The sequence below is a fragment of the Paracoccus shandongensis genome, assembly GCF_017315735.1.
Taxonomy (GTDB): domain Bacteria; phylum Pseudomonadota; class Alphaproteobacteria; order Rhodobacterales; family Rhodobacteraceae; genus Paracoccus; species Paracoccus shandongensis.
On record NZ_JAFLRK010000004.1, the window covers coordinates 133,809 to 152,287 of the forward strand.

At 68.5% G+C, this 18,479-nt stretch carries 20 protein-coding genes; 11 read left to right on the forward strand and 9 right to left on the reverse strand.

Annotated features, from left to right (window positions below):
- Positions 1–9: 9 nt before the first annotated feature.
- Genes secF through JX613_RS05330 form a run of 7 tightly spaced genes read left to right on the forward strand, consistent with a single transcriptional unit; the run spans position 10 to position 4,059 of the window.
- The gene (gene secF, locus JX613_RS05300) at positions 10–990 is read left to right on the forward strand and encodes a protein translocase subunit SecF (RefSeq protein ID WP_207100420.1); all 981 of its coding nucleotides are present in this window, start codon (positions 10–12) and stop codon (positions 988–990) included.
- Complete coding sequence (locus JX613_RS05305) at positions 990–1,343, forward strand: Mth938-like domain-containing protein (protein ID WP_207100421.1); 354 nt, start codon at positions 990–992, stop codon at positions 1,341–1,343. Before secF ends, JX613_RS05305 begins: the two co-directional genes overlap by 1 nt.
- Positions 1,340–1,966 carry a heme ABC exporter ATP-binding protein CcmA gene (gene ccmA, locus JX613_RS05310; RefSeq protein ID WP_207100422.1) on the forward strand — a complete coding sequence of 209 codons (627 nt, stop codon included), beginning with the start codon at positions 1,340–1,342 and terminating at the stop codon, positions 1,964–1,966. The genes JX613_RS05305 and ccmA overlap by 4 nt, the downstream gene beginning before the upstream one ends.
- The gene (gene ccmB / locus JX613_RS05315) at positions 1,963–2,619 is read left to right on the forward strand and encodes a heme exporter protein CcmB (protein WP_207100423.1); all 657 of its coding nucleotides are present in this window, start codon (positions 1,963–1,965) and stop codon (positions 2,617–2,619) included. The genes ccmA and ccmB overlap by 4 nt, the downstream gene beginning before the upstream one ends.
- A gap of 42 nt (positions 2,620–2,661) precedes the next feature.
- A complete protein-coding gene (ccmC, locus tag JX613_RS05320) occupies positions 2,662–3,387 on the forward strand; it encodes a heme ABC transporter permease CcmC (protein ID WP_207100424.1) in 726 nt (241 codons plus the stop codon).
- Positions 3,384–3,527: a heme exporter protein CcmD gene (ccmD, locus tag JX613_RS05325; RefSeq protein WP_103172680.1), complete on the forward strand. Its 144-nt coding sequence runs from the start codon at positions 3,384–3,386 to the stop codon at positions 3,525–3,527. Before ccmC ends, ccmD begins: the two co-directional genes overlap by 4 nt.
- On the forward strand, positions 3,520–4,059 hold the full coding sequence (locus JX613_RS05330) for a DsbE family thiol:disulfide interchange protein (protein WP_336512273.1): 540 nt from the start codon (positions 3,520–3,522) through the stop codon (positions 4,057–4,059). Before ccmD ends, JX613_RS05330 begins: the two co-directional genes overlap by 8 nt.
- A gap of 15 nt (positions 4,060–4,074) precedes the next feature.
- On the opposite strand, the gene JX613_RS05335 is transcribed toward JX613_RS05330, so the two are convergent.
- The 6 genes from JX613_RS05335 to JX613_RS05360 all read right to left on the reverse strand — a co-directional run bounded on the left by JX613_RS05335 (position 4,075) and on the right by JX613_RS05360 (position 12,561).
- Positions 4,075–4,416: a DUF2934 domain-containing protein gene (locus JX613_RS05335; protein ID WP_207100426.1), complete on the reverse strand. Its 342-nt coding sequence runs from the start codon at positions 4,414–4,416 to the stop codon at positions 4,075–4,077.
- 36 nt (positions 4,417–4,452) lie between these two features.
- The gene (gene glgX / locus JX613_RS05340) at positions 4,453–6,510 is read right to left on the reverse strand and encodes a glycogen debranching protein GlgX (protein ID WP_207100427.1); all 2,058 of its coding nucleotides are present in this window, start codon (positions 6,508–6,510) and stop codon (positions 4,453–4,455) included.
- Between the two features lie 13 nt (positions 6,511–6,523).
- Entirely contained in the window at positions 6,524–7,657 is a 1,134-nt protein-coding gene (locus JX613_RS05345) for a sugar phosphate nucleotidyltransferase (protein ID WP_336512274.1), read from the reverse strand.
- An 89-nt stretch (positions 7,658–7,746) separates the two neighbouring features.
- Positions 7,747–9,990, reverse strand: coding sequence for a malto-oligosyltrehalose synthase (gene treY / locus JX613_RS05350; protein WP_207100428.1), 2,244 nt, complete (start codon positions 9,988–9,990; stop codon positions 7,747–7,749).
- Positions 9,987–11,693, reverse strand: coding sequence for a malto-oligosyltrehalose trehalohydrolase (gene treZ, locus JX613_RS05355; protein ID WP_207100429.1), 1,707 nt, complete (start codon positions 11,691–11,693; stop codon positions 9,987–9,989). Before treZ ends, treY begins: the two co-directional genes overlap by 4 nt.
- 10 nt (positions 11,694–11,703) lie before the next feature.
- Entirely contained in the window at positions 11,704–12,561 is an 858-nt protein-coding gene (locus JX613_RS05360; protein ID WP_207100430.1) for an SDR family oxidoreductase, read from the reverse strand.
- A 178-nt stretch (positions 12,562–12,739) separates the two neighbouring features.
- On the opposite strand from JX613_RS05360, the gene JX613_RS05365 reads away from it, so the two are divergent.
- Positions 12,740–12,958 (forward strand): hypothetical protein, encoded by a 219-nt coding sequence (locus JX613_RS05365; protein ID WP_207100446.1) that lies wholly within the window; start codon positions 12,740–12,742, stop codon positions 12,956–12,958.
- A gap of 4 nt (positions 12,959–12,962) precedes the next feature.
- Complete coding sequence (locus JX613_RS05370) at positions 12,963–13,199, forward strand: hypothetical protein (RefSeq protein ID WP_207100431.1); 237 nt, start codon at positions 12,963–12,965, stop codon at positions 13,197–13,199.
- A 73-nt stretch (positions 13,200–13,272) separates the two neighbouring features.
- Here JX613_RS05370 and JX613_RS05375 read toward each other — a convergent pair whose 3' ends face one another.
- A complete protein-coding gene (locus JX613_RS05375; protein WP_207100432.1) occupies positions 13,273–13,911 on the reverse strand; it encodes a cysteine hydrolase family protein in 639 nt (212 codons plus the stop codon).
- 141 nt (positions 13,912–14,052) lie between these two features.
- Here JX613_RS05375 and dinB point away from each other — a divergent pair, with 141 nt between their 5' ends.
- Together dinB and JX613_RS05385 are read left to right on the forward strand one after the other, a co-directional pair.
- Positions 14,053–15,171 carry a DNA polymerase IV gene (gene dinB, locus JX613_RS05380; protein WP_207100433.1) on the forward strand — a complete coding sequence of 373 codons (1,119 nt, stop codon included), beginning with the start codon at positions 14,053–14,055 and terminating at the stop codon, positions 15,169–15,171.
- 117 nt (positions 15,172–15,288) lie between these two features.
- Positions 15,289–15,789 carry a YciE/YciF ferroxidase family protein gene (locus JX613_RS05385; RefSeq protein WP_207100434.1) on the forward strand — a complete coding sequence of 167 codons (501 nt, stop codon included), beginning with the start codon at positions 15,289–15,291 and terminating at the stop codon, positions 15,787–15,789.
- A gap of 59 nt (positions 15,790–15,848) precedes the next feature.
- Here JX613_RS05385 and JX613_RS05390 read toward each other — a convergent pair whose 3' ends face one another.
- Both JX613_RS05390 and JX613_RS05395 read right to left on the reverse strand, forming a co-directional pair.
- Positions 15,849–16,892: a glycosyltransferase gene (locus tag JX613_RS05390; protein WP_207100435.1), complete on the reverse strand. Its 1,044-nt coding sequence runs from the start codon at positions 16,890–16,892 to the stop codon at positions 15,849–15,851.
- Positions 16,889–18,436 carry an ABC transporter permease gene (locus JX613_RS05395; protein WP_207100445.1) on the reverse strand — a complete coding sequence of 516 codons (1,548 nt, stop codon included), beginning with the start codon at positions 18,434–18,436 and terminating at the stop codon, positions 16,889–16,891. Before JX613_RS05395 ends, JX613_RS05390 begins: the two co-directional genes overlap by 4 nt.
- Positions 18,437–18,479: the final 43 nt, after the last annotated feature.

An 18,479-nucleotide genomic window follows, 5' to 3' on the forward strand; every position in this document is an offset into this window, starting at 1 on the left:
GGACCGCACATGGCATTCCGTCTGAAACTTGTCCCCGACCACACCAACATCAACTTCTTCCGCTGGCAGTGGCTGACCTTCGGCATCTCGGCGGTGGCGATGGTCGTCTCGGTGCTGCTGATCGCCGTGATGGGGCTGAACTTCGGCATCGACTTCAAGGGCGGCACCACGATCCGCACCGAAAGCTCGACCGCCTTCGAGGTCGGCGATTACCGCGATGCCCTGAACGACATGGGCTTCAGCGACCTTGCCATCACCGAGGTCTTCGATCCCAGCTTCGGCGCCGACCGCCACGTCGCCATGATCCGCATCGGCACCACCGATGAGACTGGGTCGGTCACGCCCGAGCAGTTGAACGAGATCGAGGCCGCCCTGCACGAGGTCGATCCGCAGATCACCTTCGCCTCCGTCGAATCGGTCGGGCCGAAGGTATCGGGCGAGCTGATCCAGACGGCGCTCTATTCCGTGGGTGCGGCCTGCCTGGGGATCATGGCCTATATCTGGCTGCGCTTCGAATGGCAGTTCGCCATCGGTTGCGTCGCCGCGCTGATCCATGACGTGCTGCTGACGGTCGGGCTGTTTTCGCTGTTCCAGTTGAAGTTCGACCTGACCACCATCGCGGCGCTGCTGACGACGCTGGGCTTTTCCTGCAACGACACGGTCGTGGTCTTTGACCGGCTGCGTGAAAACCTGATGAAGTACAAGACGCGGCCGCTGCTGGATCTGATGAACCTGACCTGCAACGAAACGCTGTCGCGCACCATCATGACGGCGGTGACGACCGCCATCGCCCTGACCGCGATGCTGATCTTCGGCGGCGACGTGATCCGCGACTTCGTGATCGCCATGCTGTTCGGGGTGGTCGTGGGCTGCTATTCGACGATCTACATGGCCAAGAACATCGTGCTGTGGCTGGGCGTCAAGCGCGACTGGTCCAGGAAGGATCCGAAGCTGGCCGCATCGCCGTTCGAGAACGCGGAACGTCCCTGATGAAGCTGACACCCACCCAGTTCGGCGGGGCGGCGGCGGTCGATGGCTATGGCCCCGGCTTCTTCCGCATCAACGGAAAGGTCATCCACGGCGCGGTGCTGGTCACGGCGGAAGGCGGTGCCCCCTGGGCGGGCCTGGACGACCGCGCGTCCCTGCTGGCGCTGGCGGGTCGGGTGGACGTGCTGTTCATCGGCATGGGGGCAGATGTCGCCCATGCCCCCGCCGATCTGGTCGCCGCGCTGCGCAATGCGGGGGTGGCGGTCGAATCCATGGCATCCCCCACCGCCGCGCGGACCTATAACGTCACCCTGTCCGAAGGGCGGCGGGTGGCCTGCGCCCTGCTGCCGTTGTGAGCCTGCTTGCCGTCCATGACCTTGCCGTCGCGCGCGGCGGTCTGCGGACGGTGGAAGGCGTGTCCTTCACGCTGGACGCAGGCCAGGCCCTGATCCTGCGCGGCCCGAACGGCATCGGCAAGACGACGCTTCTGCGCACGGTCGCGGGCCTGCAACCCCCGGTGACCGGCCGGATCGAGATGCCGGACGACGCGGTCGCCTATGCCGCCCATGCCGACGGGCTGAAGGGCGCGCTGTCTGTGACCGAGAACCTGGTCTTCTGGGCGCAGGTCTTTGGCGGGGGCGATGTTTCCGCAGCACTGGCGGCGATGGATCTGGCGGCGCTGGCGGACCGCCCGGCTGCGGCATTGTCGGCGGGGCAGAAGCGCCGCCTGGGCCTTGCCCGCCTGCTGGTTTCGCGCCGCCCCTTGTGGGTGCTGGACGAACCCACCGTCTCGCTGGACGCGGCGTCCGTGGCGCGCTTTGCCGACATGGTGCGCGGGCATCTGGCGCAGGGCGGGGCGGCGCTGATCGCGACCCATATCGACCTGGGCCTGGACGCGCGGGTGCTGGACCTGACGCCCTTCCGCGCCCGGGCCGACAGCGTTGTGCGCCCCGCAGGCTTCAACGAGGCTTTCGCATGATCGCCCTTTTGCGCCGCGACCTGCGGCTGGCCGTGCGCGCGGGCGGGGGCTTCGGCCTGGGCGTGGCCTTCTTCCTGATCCTCTGCGCCCTTGTCCCCTTTGGCGTCGGCCCCGACACCGCCGCGCTGCAACCGATCGCGGCGGGCATCCTGTGGCTGGGCGCGCTGCTGGCCTGCCTTCTGTCGCTGGACCGCATCTTCGCCCTGGATCACGAGGATGGCAGCCTCGACCTGCTGGCGACCTCGCCCCTGCCGCTGGAAGGGGCGGTGGCGGTCAAGGCCCTGGCGCACTGGATCACCACCGGCCTGCCGCTGATCATCGCCGCCCCTTTGTTCGGCATCCTGCTGCACCTGCCCGGCGCGGCCATTCCGGCGCTGCTGGTGTCGCTGCTGTTGGGCACGCCCGCGCTGTCGATGCTGGGGGCCTTCGGCGCGGCCGTCACCGTGGGCCTGCGGCGCGGAGGGCTGCTTTTGTCGCTGCTGGTGCTGCCGCTCTATATCCCCACGCTGATCTTCGGGACCGAGATGATCCGGCGCGGGCAGGAGGGCGGCGACATGGCTGCGCCGATCCTGTTTCTGGCGGGAATCACGGCGGGGGTGCTGGCCGTGATACCTTTTGCCGCAGCCGCCGCGTTGCGGGTCAATCTGCGGTGAAGCCGCTTGAGCCGCCGGGGCGCGGGCGCTAGGGGAAGAACCATGTCGATCTGGGAATACGCCAACCCCGTCAAGTTCATGCGCACCTCGGGCGCCGTCCTGCCATGGGTCGTGGCGGGGGCCGTGGTCTGCACGGTCACGGGCCTTGTCTGGGGGTTCCTCACGCCCGAGGATTACCGGCAGGGATCCACCGTCAAGATCGTCTTCCTGCACGTGCCCGCCGCGATGATGGCGATCAACATCTGGGTGATGATGCTGGTGGCGTCGCTGATCTGGCTGATCCGCCGCCACCATGTCAGCGCGCTGGCCGCCAAGGCCGCTGCCCCCATCGGCGCGGTGATGACGGTGATCGGCCTGATCACCGGGGCGGTCTGGGGCCAGCCCATGTGGGGGACGTGGTGGGAATGGGATCCGCGCCTGACCAGCTTCCTGATCCTGCTGTTGTTCTATATCGGCTATATCGCGCTGTGGTCGGCGGTCGAGGATCCCGACAGCGCCGCCGACCTGACGGGCGTGTTGTGCCTTGTGGGATCGGTCTTTGCGCTGCTGTCGCGATACGCCGTGTTCTTCTGGAACCAGGGCCTGCACCAGGGGGCCAGCCTGTCCGTGCAATCGGGCGAACGGATGAGCGCGGTTTACCGTTACCCCCTTTACCTGACCATGCTGGGCTTCGGGCTGCTGTTCCTGTCGCTGATGCTGGTCCGCACCCGCACCGAAATCCGCAGGCGCCGTCTGGCCGCGCTGCAGGCAAGGGAGATGCGCGCATGATTGAGCTTGGGAAATACGCGGGCGCCGTGATCGGCGCCTATGGCCTGTCGCTGGCGCTGCTGGGCGGGTTGATCTGGCAGACGCTGGCCGCCAATGCGCGCGCGCGGCGCGATCTGGAAAGGCAGGAAAACCGTGGCTAGGATCTCTCCTCTTGTCGCGCTGCCGCCGCTGGCCTTTGCCGCCCTGGCGGGCATGTTCCTGTGGGGCATGGGGCGCGACGATCCGAACGAACTGCCCTCGGCCATGGTGGGACGCCAGGCGCCCCCGGTCCCGCAGACAACGCTGCCGGGCAAGGTGCAACTGACGGATCAGATGCTGCGCCAGCCGGGCGTCAAGCTGGTGAACTTCTGGGCCAGCTGGTGCCCGCCCTGCCGGGCCGAGCATCCGACGCTGACAGAGCTGTCGAAGCAGATGCCCGTCTATGGCGTCGACCTGCGCGACACCGATGCGAACGCGCTGGCCTTCCTGACCCAGGACGGCGATCCCTTCGCCGCCATCGCGACCGATCCCAAGGGGCGCGGCGCCATCGACTGGGGCGTGACCGCCCCGCCCGAAACCTTCATCGTCGATGGAGAGGGCAGGATCCTTTATCGCTTCGCAGGCCCCCTGGTGCGCGAGGATTACACGAACCGCTTCCTGCCCGAGCTTGAGAAAGCACGGGCAGCCGAATAGCGCGGCACGGGCCCGTCAGGGGCCGTCGTTCAGGTAAGGCGTCGATTCGGCTTGCGGCTCGGCTGTCTCGTCAGAAGCCTTGGCGGTCTTGCGGCTGCGCTTGGGCTTGGCGGGTTCTTCCGGCGACGTTGCCTTGGCCTTCCTGGCCGTGCCAGGCGCTTTCGCGGATCGGCCCGACCGCGCCGCGCGCGCGGGTTGCGGCTCTGCCCCTTCGGCGGGCTGGTCTTTGCCCATGTGGGTCTTCAGTTCTTCCTCGGCCCGGGTCCAATGCTCGGCGTCGCGTCCCTCGGGGCGGCCTTCGCTTTCCCAGATCTCGTGGGCGCGCTGCCTGATCCGTTCCTGGTGGTCTTGATCCATGGTTCTCTCCTCTGGTTTACGAAGGCGGTCCTGGCGTCAACGCACAAGCGCCATGACAGTTTGCCACGGCACCGGCACGGTGCCGCTGAGGGGACGGTCCTGCGCGACCTCGTCGGCCGAGGTGTCGATGCGCAGCACCCATTCGCCCTCGGGCAGGGCGAATTCCGCATCCTCGCCCGCATTGACCACGATCAACACATTCCTGCCGCCAGGCAAGGCCTGCTGCAGGGCGAAGCAGCGCAATTCGCCGTCTTGCCAGTCGCCTTCCTCCATCGCGCCGCCGCGCGGGTGCAGCCATTCCATGACCGGGTGGCGGTCATCCGCGTCCGTCGGGGCGACGCCGAAGCGGGATTGGGCCAGCGACACCTCCTGGCGGAAGGCCGACAGCGCCTGGACGGCCACCAGCACCTCCTCGCGCGCCTTGTCCCATTCCAGCCAGCTGATCGCATTGTCCTGGCAATAGGCGTTGTTGTTGCCGTCCTGGGTGTTGCCGATGTCGTCGCCCGCCAGGATCATTGGCACGCCCTGGCTCAGCAGCACGGTGGCCAGCATGGCGCGGACGCGGCGGATGCGCGCGGCGATGACGCCGGGATCGTCGGTCGCGCCCTCGGCCCCCAGGTTGTCGGACAGGTTGTGGTCGTGGCCGTCGCGGTTTTCCTCGCCATTGGCGTCGTTGTGCTTGTCGTTGTAGCTGACCGTGTCCCACAGGGTGAAGCCGTCATGGGCCGCGACGAAGTTCACGGAACTGGTCGCGGGCCGGTGGCTGTGGTTGAACTGCACGGGCGATCCCGCCAGCCGTTCTGACAGCGCGGGCAGCAGGCCCGGGTCGCGGCGCCAGAAGGCACGGGTGTCGTCGCGGAACTTGTCGTTCCATTCGCGGAAGGGCCAGCGGTATCCGCCGACCTGGTATCCCCCTTCGCCGATGTCCCAGGGCTCGGCGATCAGCTTGACGCCCGACAGCACCGGATCCTGGCGGATGGCGTTGAAGAACGACCCGTCGCGTTCAAACCCCTGCGGCTCGCGTCCCAGGGTGGATGCCAGGTCGAAGCGGAAGCCGTCCACATGCATCGCCTCGACCCAATAGCGCAGGGAATCCATCACCATGCGCAGCACCATCGGATGGGCCACGTTCAGCGTGTTGCCCGTGCCCGTGGTGTCAAAGCCATGCCGGGGGTTGTCGGGCGACAAGAGGTAATAGGACGCGTTGTCGATGCCGCGCAGCGACATGGTCTGGCCCAGTTCGTTGCCCTCGGCGGTGTGGTTATAAACCACGTCCAGGATCACCTCGATCCCCGCCTTGTGCAGCTTGCGGATCGCCTCCTTCACCTCGCGGATCTGGCCCGATTTCAGATAGGGCGCATGGGGGGCGAAGAAGGCCAGCGTGGAATAGCCCCAGTAATTCGACAGCCCCTTTTCCATCAGGAAACGGTCATTGGCAAAGGCGTGGATCGGCAGCAGCTCGATCGCGGATGCGCCGATGCGTTGCAGATGCTCGATCACGGCGTCGCTGCCCAGGGCGCGGAAGGTGCCGCGATCGGCATCGGGCACGCCCGGGTGCATCTGCGTCAGGCCCTTGACATGGGCTTCATAGATCACGCTGTTCTGCCAGGGCGTGCGGATCGCGCGGTCGGTGTCCCAGTCGAACTTGGCGTCCACCACCACGGCCTTGGGCATGAAGGGCGCGCTGTCGCGTTCATCGAAGCTCAGGTCGTCCGCGCCCACCTGATAGCCGTGCAGGGCGTCGTCCCATTGGATCTGGCCGCGCAACTCGCGGGCATAAGGGTCCAGCAGCAGCTTGTTGGGGTTGAAGCGGTGGCCCTGTTCGGGCTGATAGGGGCCGTGGACGCGATAGCCATAGACCTGTCCCGGCATGATGCCGGGCAGATAGCCGAACCAGATCCCGCCCTCCATTTCCGGCAGGTCCAGCCGGTGCAGTTCGTGCCGGCCCGATTCGTCGAACAGGCACAGCTCGACCTGCGTGGCGTGGTCCGAGAACAGGGCGAAGTTCGTGCCTTCGCCCAGGAACTCCGCGCCCAGGATGTCGGGGCGCATGACGCTTTGATCGAACGAGGGGGCTTGCTTCATGTCGTGCATGGTCAATCCAGGTTCAGGCCACATCGCGCGGATGCAGGGCAGTGCCCTGGCGCGCGGGCAGGATCGTGGGGATGCGCAGCGCCTCGCGCCGGTCCAGCATGGCCTGCGTGATCAGCACCGTGCGGCCTTCGCGGCGGAACCAGCGGGCGTCCTCGTCGGGGTCTTCGCCCGCGACCAGACCATGCGGGATCCGGGTGCCGGGCGCGACAATGGTGCAGGTCAGCCGCGCCGATGGCGGCACCACCGCGCCGGGCATCATCACGCTGCCGCGCGCCAGATACCATTCGGCTGCGGGCGAGATGCGCGGCAGACGCGCCGGCTGGGCGGCCACGAAATCCAGATGCGCCTGGCGCAGGGCGTCCAGCGTGCCCACGTCGCGCCAATAGGGCAGCCCGCCCGGACCGGCGGGCAGGCGATAGGCCATGGCCAACCCTTGCGCCACGGCGGCGGGAATGACCTCGTGCCCGAAATCCAGCGACTCGATGCCGGGGCCGAACAGCGCGTCCCGCAGCCAGGCCGCGTCGAAGACATAGATGCCCATCGACACCATGGCGCGGTCGGGCTCTCCCGGGATGGCGGGGGGATTGGCGGGCTTTTCCAGGAAGGAGAGGATGCGGCCGCTGTCGTCGGTCTGCATCACGCCGAAACCGCTGGCCTCGGTCCGGGGCACCACGTCCACCGCCACCGTGACGCCCGCGCCCGATGCGCGATGCGCCGCGATCAGCCCGGCATAATCCATGTCATAGATGTGGTCGGCCGCCAGCACCAGCACCTGGTCGGCGCCCCAGTCCTGGACCTGCCGCCAGTTGTGGCGCACCGCGTCGGCGGTGCCCAGGTAGCGGTCGCGCCCGTCGCGCAGCAGCAGCGCGCCCGGCGCGAAATGCCCCCCCCAGCGGGCGGGCAGGTGGTGGTTCAGCGTGGCGGGCGCGAATTGCGTCGCCACCAGCAGCCTGTCCAGCCCCGACCGCACTACGTTCGCCATGGCGAAGTCCACGATCCGGTTGCGGCCCGCGAAGGGCACGGCGGGCTTGCTCTCAGAGGCGGTCAGGTCATGCAGCCGGGTGCCCTTGCCGCCCGCCAGCAGGATGGCGGCGACGCCGCGGTCGGGATGGGTCAGTCTGGACAACGATGGCTGCTGGTCTGTCACCGGGACGGTCCTTTTTTCAAGGGAAAGGGGCCCGCCTGAAGCCGACCCGTTCCAGCAACCGCCGCAACGCCGGATTGTTCCGGCAGCCCTCAAAAATTGTCCAGTGTCCTGACCGGGTTGAGCGTCACGCGCACCCCGCTGCCATCCGCGAAGGCACGCGACAAATCCCCCCCGTCCCGCGCCGGGGCCTTGGGTGAAAACGCGACCGCAAGATGCCGGCCGCCCCCGCTGCGCACCAGCCGGAGGCCGGTGCCGTCGAGGCGGACCTGCGCATCCGCGTCCTTCAGGAAATCGGCGTGCCTTTGGCGCAGCGCCAGAAGCTGGCGGGTCCAGTGCAGCTTGCTGTCCGCATCCGGGGGGGCGGACAGCCTGTTCCAATCCACGGGCAGGCGGTTGTCGGGATCGGTCAGCGCCAGCAGCCCGCCCTCGTCGCCGCGATAGATGTCGGGAAAGCCCGGCATCAGCATCTGCAAGGCCAGCTGCGCGAAGGCCAGCGCCTCGCCCCGGTCCAGCAGGGATTGCAGGGCGGGATCGGGCGCGCGCTGCCAGGCGTCCAGCAGGTCGCGGGCAAAGGCCTGGGCGGCGGCCTCGGCCCCCTGGTCGGGGTTCGACCAGAAGCTGGTCAGCTTGGCCTCTCGCATGGCCTTTTCGATATGGCCGTTCAGCCGGTCCGCGCTGCCGTCCGCATCGCCGTTCCAGATCGCCAGGGCCGACTGCACGACATACCAGCGCCAGCGCGGCTCGACCCCTTTGGCGGAAGGCAGGGCGCAGGCCGCCTCGTAAAGTGCCGCGAAAGCCCCGGGCAGGTGGCTGACTGCGACCAGCCGCATCCGGGAATCGCCCGACCGCTTGGTGTCGTGGGTGGACACCAGCGTCATGTCCGACGCGCGGCGGCGGGCCAGGAAGGCGTTGGCCTCCTCCGCCGTCACGGTGGGCTCATCAGGCTCGGCCCCGACCTCGTTCGCGGGCAGATAGCGGGTCCAGCGAAAGCCCGCCGTGTCCTCCTGCGCCTTGGCCAGCAGCGCGCCGGACACCTGCTGGAAACGGCGCACCAGCGCGCGCGCCTCGTCCGTCTGGGGTTCCAGCATCACGTCGGCCAGCAGATCGACGACCTCGCGGCTGCGCAGCCCTTGGGCGGCATCGTCGGCCACGGCGCGCAGCAGCTCGCGATCCTCGGGGCGGGCGGTGTCGGTGACATAGCTGCGGTATCGCGGCATGGCGACCAGCAGCGCGGTGATCGCCTCGCGCAGCGATTCCGGCCCCGGTTCGGCCACCGGCGATCCCTTGACGGCGGCGGCGGCCATGTCGCGCAGCTGACGCCGTTCGGCGGCCAGTTCGTTGTCCAGCACGTCCAGCTTGGCCTGGCGAAGCTCGGCCCGGAAGGCCGTTTCGATGCCGGTCGCCTTGCGCCACATCCTGTCCAGTTCTTCGACCCCCGCCGGGTCGGTCAGAAGCCGGGCGATCAGGCGCGCGGCTTCGTATCCGGTGGTGCCGACCGTTTCCCATTCCGGGGGCAGGGTCTCGTCCCCCACCAGGATCTTTTCCACCCAGACGGGGGTGTCGGGCAGGGCCTGATGCAGCCGGTCCAGATATGTCGCGGGATCGGCCAGCCCGTCAATGTGATCGACCCGCAGCCCCTGGACCAGACCCGACCGGACCAGATCGAAGATCAGGGCGTGGGTGTCGTCAAAGACCTGCCGGTCCTCGACCCGCATCCCGATCAGGCTGGTGACGTTGAAGAAGCGGCGGTGGGTGATGCCGTCGCGTTCCTGGTTGTAATGGACCAGCCGCCAATGCTGCGCGTCATGCAGGGCGCGCAGGTCGTCCGTCACGGTGCCCTCGGCCAGGGGCACCGCCACATCGCCGAACCGCCATGCGCCGTCCGAGGCGCTGAAGGCGCCGTCGGCCAGCATCTTCTCGAAGGGCTCGGGCAGGAAGGGCAGGGCCAGCGGGCCCGCGTTCCAGTCGATGTCGAAGTGGCGGGCATGGCGGCTGGCCTGCCCCTGCTTCAGCACGTCCAGCAGCCAGGGGTTTTCCAGCGTGAAGGCGGTGTGGTTCGGCACGATGTCCAGGATGATGCCCAGGCCTTGCGCCTGCGCGGCATGGGCCAGGGCCTCGAACCCCTCTCGCCCGCCAAGCGCGGGGTCGATCCGGGTCGGGTCGATGATGTCATAGCCATGGGTCGAGCCCGTGGAGGCCATGAAGATCGGCGACAGATACAGGTGCGAGATCCCGAGGCCCTTGAGATAGGGCAGCAGGTCGCGGACCCGCGCGAAGTCCACGCCGTCGCGCAGCTGGATGCGATAGGTTGCCGTCGGGATGTGATGGGTCATCTGGGCCTTGTGGTCACAAAAAGGGCAAAGGGATCATGGCCTGCGCGGCCCACGGAAAAGGCTTCATCCTGCGGCTTCAGGTCCGGTTCGGCCTGTCCTAGGCTCAATCCCAGGTGCAGGGTGCCCACGTTGAAATGCCACGTCGCCGTCAGGGATGCCGCGCCGATGCGCGCGACCTCGGCCGGGGCGCTGCGGCCCGATTTCAGCAGCGGCACGACATGATCGGCGCGGAAGGCCAGCGCGCGGCGCGTCAGGTCCAGCCAGTCGCGGGCGGTGTCGCTGTCAGACCAGTCCAATTTGGACCGCTGGAAGGTGTCGATGGACAGGGGGTCGGGCACCTTGTCGCCAAGGCTGGCGATGCCCGCGAATTCGGCGGCGCGGCCCTTGCGGACGGCTTCGGCCAGGTCGCCGGTATAGTCGGCGAAGAACAGGAAGGGGGTGGTGGCGCCGCGCTCCTCGCCCATGAAGATCATCGGAATATAGGGTGCTGTCAGCAGCAGGGCATAGGCCACGCGCACCCCATCGGGATCGGCCAGCGACAGCAGCCGTTCGCCGCGCGCGCGGTTGCCCACCTGGTCATGGGTCTGGGTCGAGTTGACAAAGCCCGTGGGCGGCAGGTGCCCGCAGGGTTCCCCGCGCGGTTCGTCCCGGTCGGGGCGGTCCTGGCCTTCCTCGATATGGCCGCGTTGCAGGGCAAGGGACAGGTCGCCCACCGGATCATGCGAGAAACTGGCGTAATAGCTGTCGGATTCGCCCGTCAGCGCGCAGTGGACCGCATGGTGAAAATCGTCGTTCCAGCTGGCGTCATAGCCGTTCTGGCGCAGGAAGGCCTCGTTGCGTTCATCCTCGACGATCAGGTGGATGGCGCGCGCGGGATCGACGGCGCGGACGCGCCCGGCGAACTGGCGCATGAAGTCGTCCGCGCCGGGGCCGGTGATCTGGTGGACGGCATCCAGCCGCAGCCCGTCCAGCCCGAATTCCCCGATCCAGTATTCCGCGCATTGGATCCAGTATTCGCGCACGGCGTCCTGCGAAAAGTCGATGGCCGCGCCCCAGGGCGTATGGCGGCTTTCATCGAAGAAGGCGGGTGCTGCGTGGTGCAGATAGGCGCCCTCGGGGCCGAAATGGTTCATCACCAGATCCAGGATGACCATCAGGCCCAGCGAATGGGCGCGGTCCACGAAGCGGCGCAGGTCGTCCGGGCTGCCATAGGCCGGGTGCAGCGCATAAGGCAGCACGCCGTCATAGCCCCAGCCACGCGCACCCGACCACTGGCCGATGGGCATCAGTTCGATGGCGGTGATGCCCAGACCGGCCAGCCCGGCCAGCTTTTCCGTGGCAGCCGCCAGCGTCCCTTCGGGCGTGAAGGTGCCCAGGTGCAGTTCATAGATCACCGCCTCGGCCCAGTCACGCCCCTGCCATGACGCCTGTGGGGCAGGGCTGGGGCGTGTCACGACCGAGGGCGCATGAACGTCGCCCGCCTGCAGGCGCGATGCCGGGTCGGGAATATCCTGGCCGTCGATGCGGAACAGGTATTCGTCGCCTTCCCGTGCCGGGACCGTCACCGACCAGAACCCGTCCCCCTGGCGCGCCATCGGGTGGTGCCGCCCGCCAAGGACCAGCCCCACATCCTTGGCGTCCGGCGCCCAGATCCGCGCCGTCCAGCCGTCGCCGGACCATTGCCCGCCCCAGTGTCGCGTCATCCGTTCACCCTCAGATCATCGGCTTGCCGCCGGTCACGGCAATCGTCGCGCCCGAGACATAGGAAGACATCGGTTCCGCCAGCATCACATAGGCCGAGGCGAGTTCGACCGGCTGGGCGGGGCGCTTCATCGGATAGTTCTCGCCGAACTTGGACACCTTCTCGGGGTCCATGCTGGCGGGGATCAGGGGCGTCCAGACGGGGCCGGGGGCCACCGCATTGGCGCGGATGCCGCGTTCGGCCAGCATTTGCGCAAGGCCCATGGTGAAGTTCTGGATGGCGCCCTTGGTCGTGGCATAGGCCAGCAGGTTCGGACTGGGGGTGTCGGCGTTGATCGAGGCCGTGTTGATGATCGCGGAACCGGGCTTCATATGCGGCACGGCGGCCTTGGTCAGGTAGAACATCGCGTGGATGTTGGTGGCGAAGGTGTATTGCCATTCCTCGTCCGGGATGTCCTCGATCCGGTCGAAGGTTTCCTGGTGGGCGGCGTTGTTGACCAGGATGTCGATGCGCCCGAACTTCGCGGCGGTTTCCGAGATGATCCTGCGGCAGTGTTCGGGGTCCGAGATGTCGCCCGCGAAGGTCAGGCATTCGCGGCCCGCGTCCCGGATCAGCTGCGCGGTGGATTGCGCGTCGTCGGTTTCGTCCAGATAGGCGATGGCCACGTCCGCCCCCTCGCGCGCATAGGCGATGGCGACCGCGCGGCCGATGCCGCTGTCGCCCCCGGTGATCAGGGCCTTCATCCCCTCCAGCCGGTTCGCGCCGCGCCAGCTTTCCTCGCCATGGTCGGGCTTGGGGTCCATCTTCTGGAAGCTGCCGGGCAATTCCTGCTGCTGCCTGGGGAAGGGGGGCTTGGGATAATCGCGCATCTGCGGCCTCGTCTTGCTGGTGAATGGCGCCCGGTCGGGGCGGGATGCCCTTGCAGAACCGCCAGCGGGCCGATGGGTTTCCACCTTGCTGTTTATCAGTCGCAAAGGCCGCGCCCCGGCTGTGGGGAACAACTGCCCCCGCCGCGTCGTTTGGCCCCCACAAGATCGGAGCAAGACCATGCGAAACTGCGATATCCTGATAGCGGGCGGCGCGCTGATGATGGTGGCGGGCCTGATCGCCAAGGCCGCGTCCAGCCGCGACGACGAGGGCGGCAACTACCGCTATGTGCGCACGGCTGGCACCCGGGAAATGTCCGCCCCGCCGCGCCACTGGGACCGCGTGGACGAGACCGTGGACGAATCCTTCCCGGCCAGCGATCCCCCCGGCGGGTATTGAGGCCATGCCGGATCAGGCCGACGCCCGGCTGATCGCCTATGGCAAGCTGATCGAGGCGCTGCCCGGTCTTCTGGATGCAGGGGGCCGCGCGGCGCTGTGCGACTGGCTGTCCGAACGCCAGGTCATGCATGACGGCCAGGAAGACCCGGGCGCCGTCATCACCGAGGGGCTGGAAACCGAACTGGCCATCGCCCAGGTGTTCCGCGAGTTGTCAGAGCGGTTCGAGTGCAGGCAGCCTTAGGCACCTCTTTCGATCTGGCGAAGGCCATCGCCTTCGCCAGATCAGGTCGGCAAAGGAAGAAAGGCCGATCCCCCTACACCACAGCCGCCAGCAGCTTTTCCGTCCTGATCATCTCGATCTGCTGGCCGAAGCGGTTCCCGTAAATCTCCATCGTGGCGTCATGCGTCTCGTCGGTCGATGAACACAGCGCGTCGGACACGATGATCACCCGATAGCCCAGGTCCACCGCCCCGATCACGGCGGCCAGAAGGCAGACATCCGTCTCGCCCCCGGTCATCACCAGCGTGTCGATGCCGTCCTCTTGCAGCATCCGGTGCAGCCGGCCGTCCATCCAGGGCGAATAGACCGGCTTGTCGAAAACCCGCGCGGTGGGCAGGTGCAGTTCCAGTTCGGGCAGCAGGCGCAGCCAGTCGGGGTCGATGTTCTGGCGCAGCATCTGCGGCCATTTCTCGTAATAGGGGCGCCAGGTGCCGGGGGCGTCGTCCAGCGTCTCGGGCGGGATGAAGCGGGTGAAGACCGTCTGCGCGGGCCAGCGTTCGACCACCTGGCAGACCTGCGGCAGCACCCGGCGCAGCCATTCCACCGCCCAGGGAGAGCCCTTGTCGAACATGCGCTGCATGTCGATGCACAGGTGGACCGTCCGGTCGCCCGGTGGGCCATAGATCAGCCCCTCGTTGACCTTGCCATTCTTGTCCGGCGTCCCGAAGCTCATGCCCGTGTTCCTTTCCGTTACCCCGGGGGAAAACCGCGCGCGGGGCGGGTGGTTGCAGGCGTCCCGTGATGTTCCCTCTTTGTTTCGGAAATGCGGTCGGATAGGATGGTACGCGCTGGCCGATGGCAGAATGGAAGCCCCATGGCGGAACCCGAGGATTGCGACAACCGCGCGGAAGGGGCGGCCCTGCGCAAGATCATCCATGTGGACATGGACGCCTTTTACGCATCCGTCGAACAACGCGACAATCCCGACCTGCGCGGCAAGCCCGTGGCCGTCGGCGGATCCGCCGCGCGCGGCGTGGTGGCCGCCGCCAGCTATGAGGCGCGGGCCTTCGGCGTGCGGTCGGCCATGCCCTCGGTCACGGCGAAGCGGCGCTGCCCCGACCTGATCTTCGTCCGCCCCCGGTTCGAGGTGTATCGCGCCGTATCCCAGCAGATCCGCGCGGTCTTTGCCGAACACACCGACCTGATCGAGCCCTTGTCGCTGGACGAGGCATACCTGGACGTGACCCGGAACAAGCAGGACATCCCCATCGCCACCACCATCGCGCTGATGATCCGCGACCGGATCCGGCAGGTGACGGGGCTGAACGCATCCGCAGGCATTTCCTACAACAAGTTCCTGGCGAAACTGGCCAGCGACCTGAACAAGCCCAACGGCCAGGCGGTCATCACCCCCGCGCGCGGCCCCGCCTTCGTGGCCGCGCTGCCGGTCAAGGGGTTCCACGGCATCGGCCCCGCCACGGCCGCCAGGATGGAACGGCTGGGCATCCTCACCGGCGCCGACCTGCGCGCCCGGTCCCCGGAATTCCTGCGCCATCACTTCGGCAAGGCGGGCGACTGGTATCACCGCATCGCGCGCGGCATCGACCACCGCCCGGTGGAACCCCACCGCATCCGCAAGTCGGTGGGGGCCGAGGATACCTTTTCCACCGACATCCACGACCTTGGCGCGGCGCAACAAGAGATCGCCGCCCTGGCCGACAAGGTCTGGCGGCATTGCGAGGGCAAGGGCCTGACCGGCCGTACGGTGACGCTGAAGGTGAAATACGCCGATTTCCAGCAGATCACCCGCAGCAGGACGCTGCCCGGCCCGGTCAGTGGCGCGCGCGATCTGGAGACCGTCGCCGTCCAGTTGCTGCAACCGCTGTTTCCCGTCGAAAAGGGCGTGCGGCTGCTGGGCGTCACGCTGTCATCCCTGGGATCCGGGGACGAGGCCGGGGAACGCCAGTTGTCCCTGGGCCTGCCCGGCCTTTGACGAATAAATGTCGCCAGATCGCGCGGGCGATGGAACGGACCCGCGCGCGAGTGGTTGGAAAGGCGTCCCGCGCTGCAACACGACTGCGGCGCACCGAACGAAGCAAGGAGCTTTTCCATGGCCGACAAGACGCTGGACACGCTGTTTCACGAAACGCTGAAGGACATCTATTACGCCGAGCGCAAGATCCTGCAATCGCTGCGCAAGATGGCCCGCGCCGCCCAGAGCGAGGATCTGAAGGCCGCCTTCAAGATGCACGAGGAGGAAACCCAGGGCCAGGTCGAGCGCCTGACCCAGGTGTTCGAGCTGATCGGCAAAAGCCCGCGCGGCAAGACCTGCGACGCCATCGAGGGCATCATTTCCGAAGCCGAGGACATCGCCGAGGAGTTCAAGGGCAGCCCCGCCCTGGACGCGGGCCTGCTGGCCGCAGCCCAGGCGGTCGAGCATTACGAGATCACCCGTTACGGCACGCTGAAGGCCTGGGCGCAGCAGCTTGGCATGGACGAGGCCGTGGCGTTGCTGGACCAGACCCTGCAAGAGGAATCGGCCACGGACGAAAAGCTGACGGGCCTGGCCCAAGGCGTCATCAACGCCGCCGCCGAAAAGGCCGCCGCCTGAGCGCAGCCAGTGAAGCACGAAGGCCCGCGCATCGGCGCGGGCCTTTTCCATGGGCAGCCTCAGGGCCGCAAGCGGTCAAGAACCCCGCTGGTAATGGTGGCGGTGGCGTCCCACCCGGGAAGATCGCGTCCTGCGTTCCAGGCGGCCCGGGCTATTCCATGCCGCAGCGCCTTGTCCTCCAGCACCTGGCGCAACGCCCCGGTAAAGGCTGCTGCGTCACCCGGCGGCACCAGAAGGCCCGCGCCGGGGGGCACGGTGTCGGGAACCGCGCCGGTGGCGCAGCTGACGACCGGCAGGCCGCGCACCAGCGCCTCGTCAAAGACAAGGCCGTGGCCTTCGTATCGGGTCGCCAGCGCGAAAAGGGTGGCCTGCGAATACAGCCCTTCCAGCACATCGGGCGCGACCTGTCCGGCAAGCGTGATGCGCCGGGCGGCGGGGCTTGCCGCCAGTTGCGCCGTCAGCGCCCGGGCATGGGCGGAATCCCAGGGCTTGCCGACGATCACCGCCCGCCAGTCGAGGTCCGTCAGCCGCGACAGCGCCTCGATCAGGATGTCGTGGCCCTTGCGCGGGTGCAGGATGCCCACCGACAGGATCAGCGGCGGCGAGACGGGTGCGCGCGGCAGGCGGGGGCGGTCCACCCCCGGGCGGGCGATGGTGATGCGGTCGGGCGCGACATCGTAACGCTCGACCAGGATGCGGCGGGTATGCGGGCTTGGCACCAGGACGTGCCGGGCCAGCCGCAGGTTGTCGCGTTCCGTGCGGAACAGGTGATCGCGCCGCGCCGGGTCCAGGCCGCTTTCGATGGCCAGGGGGTGATGGACCATCGCAAGGATCGGCGCGCGGACCCGGGCCAGACCCTGCGTGTCGATGGCGCCAAAGACCAGCCCGTCCAGGATCAGCGGGCGGTCGGGGGGCAGGGCGGCCAGGGCCTTGATGGCCGCCGCCATGTCCGCCGGGGAAGGGTCGGGAAAGCTGGCGGGCAGCTCCAGATGCAGGATGTCGTGGCCGAACCGGCGCAGCCCCTCCAGCAGGCGGCGTTCATACAGATAGCCGCCGGTCAGGGTGGCGATGTCGCCGGGAATGGCAAAGGCGGCGGGGGTCACGGGTCCACCTGCTCGGGCGCGAAGACGCGCAGCACGCGGCGTTCCACGGTGGCGACACCGGCGTAGCACAGGACCGAGGCCCCCGTGACCAGCGCCACCGCCAGCCACAGCATCGTGTAGTCCGACAGCGATGCCGACAGCGCCATCAGGTTGCCAAGTCCGCGCCCGGTTGCCAGCCATTCGGCCACGGTGACGGCCAGGATGGCGGCGGGCACACCCATCCGGGCCGCCGCGAAAAAGGCGGGCAGCATCGCCGGAAGGCGGACATGGACCAGCGCGGCCCGCCGCCCGGCGGCATGGGCGCGCAGGATGTCGAGGATCTGCCCCGGCGCCTGGCGCAGCCCGTGCTGGCAGGCGACGAAGGCGGGAAAGAACACCATCAGCGCCACCAGCGCAACCGTGCCCGCGCCGCCGCGCCCCAGCAGCAGCACGACCAGCGGCGCGGTGGTGACGATGGGCACCGACCGCAGCGCGATGGCAAGGGGCGTCACCAGCCCCGACAGCACGGGCACCAGCGACAGCAGGGCCGCAAGCCCCGCGCCAAGTGCCAGCCCCGCCAGATAGCCGGGCAGGGCCAGCGCCGCCGTCTGGCCCGCCGCCCCCAGCAGCACCTGCCGGGTGGCGGCGGCATCGGGTGCCAGGGTCAGCGCCGCCAGCAGGTCCGGCGGGCGCTTGGCGAAGAAGGGGTTCAGGCCCAAGGCCCAGATCCCGCCCCACCACAGGGCCATCGTCACAGCGGCCAGCAGGGCGGCGTCCTGCAGGCGGCGGGCGCGCGAGCCCCGGGACAGGCGCGGCGGGGCCAGGATCACGGGCGGGCGTTCCAGCAAGAAGCGGCGGCCAAGCGCGCCGATGGCAAGATAAGCCGCGATCGAGACGGCGGCTGAAACGCTCGCCATGGCCCACAAGGCGGGGACGTTCAGGTCGCGGGTAAAGCGGATGGTCAGCACGCCCATGCCACGTTCGGCCCCCGTGAACTCGCCCACCATGGCGCCCAGGAAGGCGGCGGGCGCGGCGATCTGCAACCCCGCCAGCAGATAGGGCAGGAATGCCCGGGCGCGGACATGGACCAGCGCCGCCAGCCGCCCCCGGCCATAAAGCGCCACAAGGTCGAACCAGGCCGCCGGCGCGGCCCGCATCCCCGCCAGCAGCGGGATCAGCGTCGTGTAATAGACCGCCAGCGCCGCCAGCACGACCTGCGGGCCGTTGCCCGGGCCCATCATCACCCGCAGGATCGGGCCGGTGGCGACCAGCGGCAGGCAAAAGACCACCAGGGCAAGCCCGGCCAGCAGGGGCAGCGCGCGCGGCCACAGCATCGCCACGGCGGCGATGCCGATGGCGGCCAGGTTGCCCGCCAGAAACCCCCAGGCGGCATTCGCCAGCGTGGCGGACAGCGCGCGCCCGACCAGCCCCGGATTGGCGGCAAGCCAGCCCGCGACCTCGGCCGGCCCGGCCAGCAGGAACTGCCCCGCCGCCAAGGCCGCCGCCAGTTGCCACAAGGCCAGCAGCAGCACCGGCGATCCCGCCCGGCGGGCCAGCGCGGTCATTGCGCGGCCAGCGCCGGGCTGTCGGCCACGCCTTGCGCCAGCG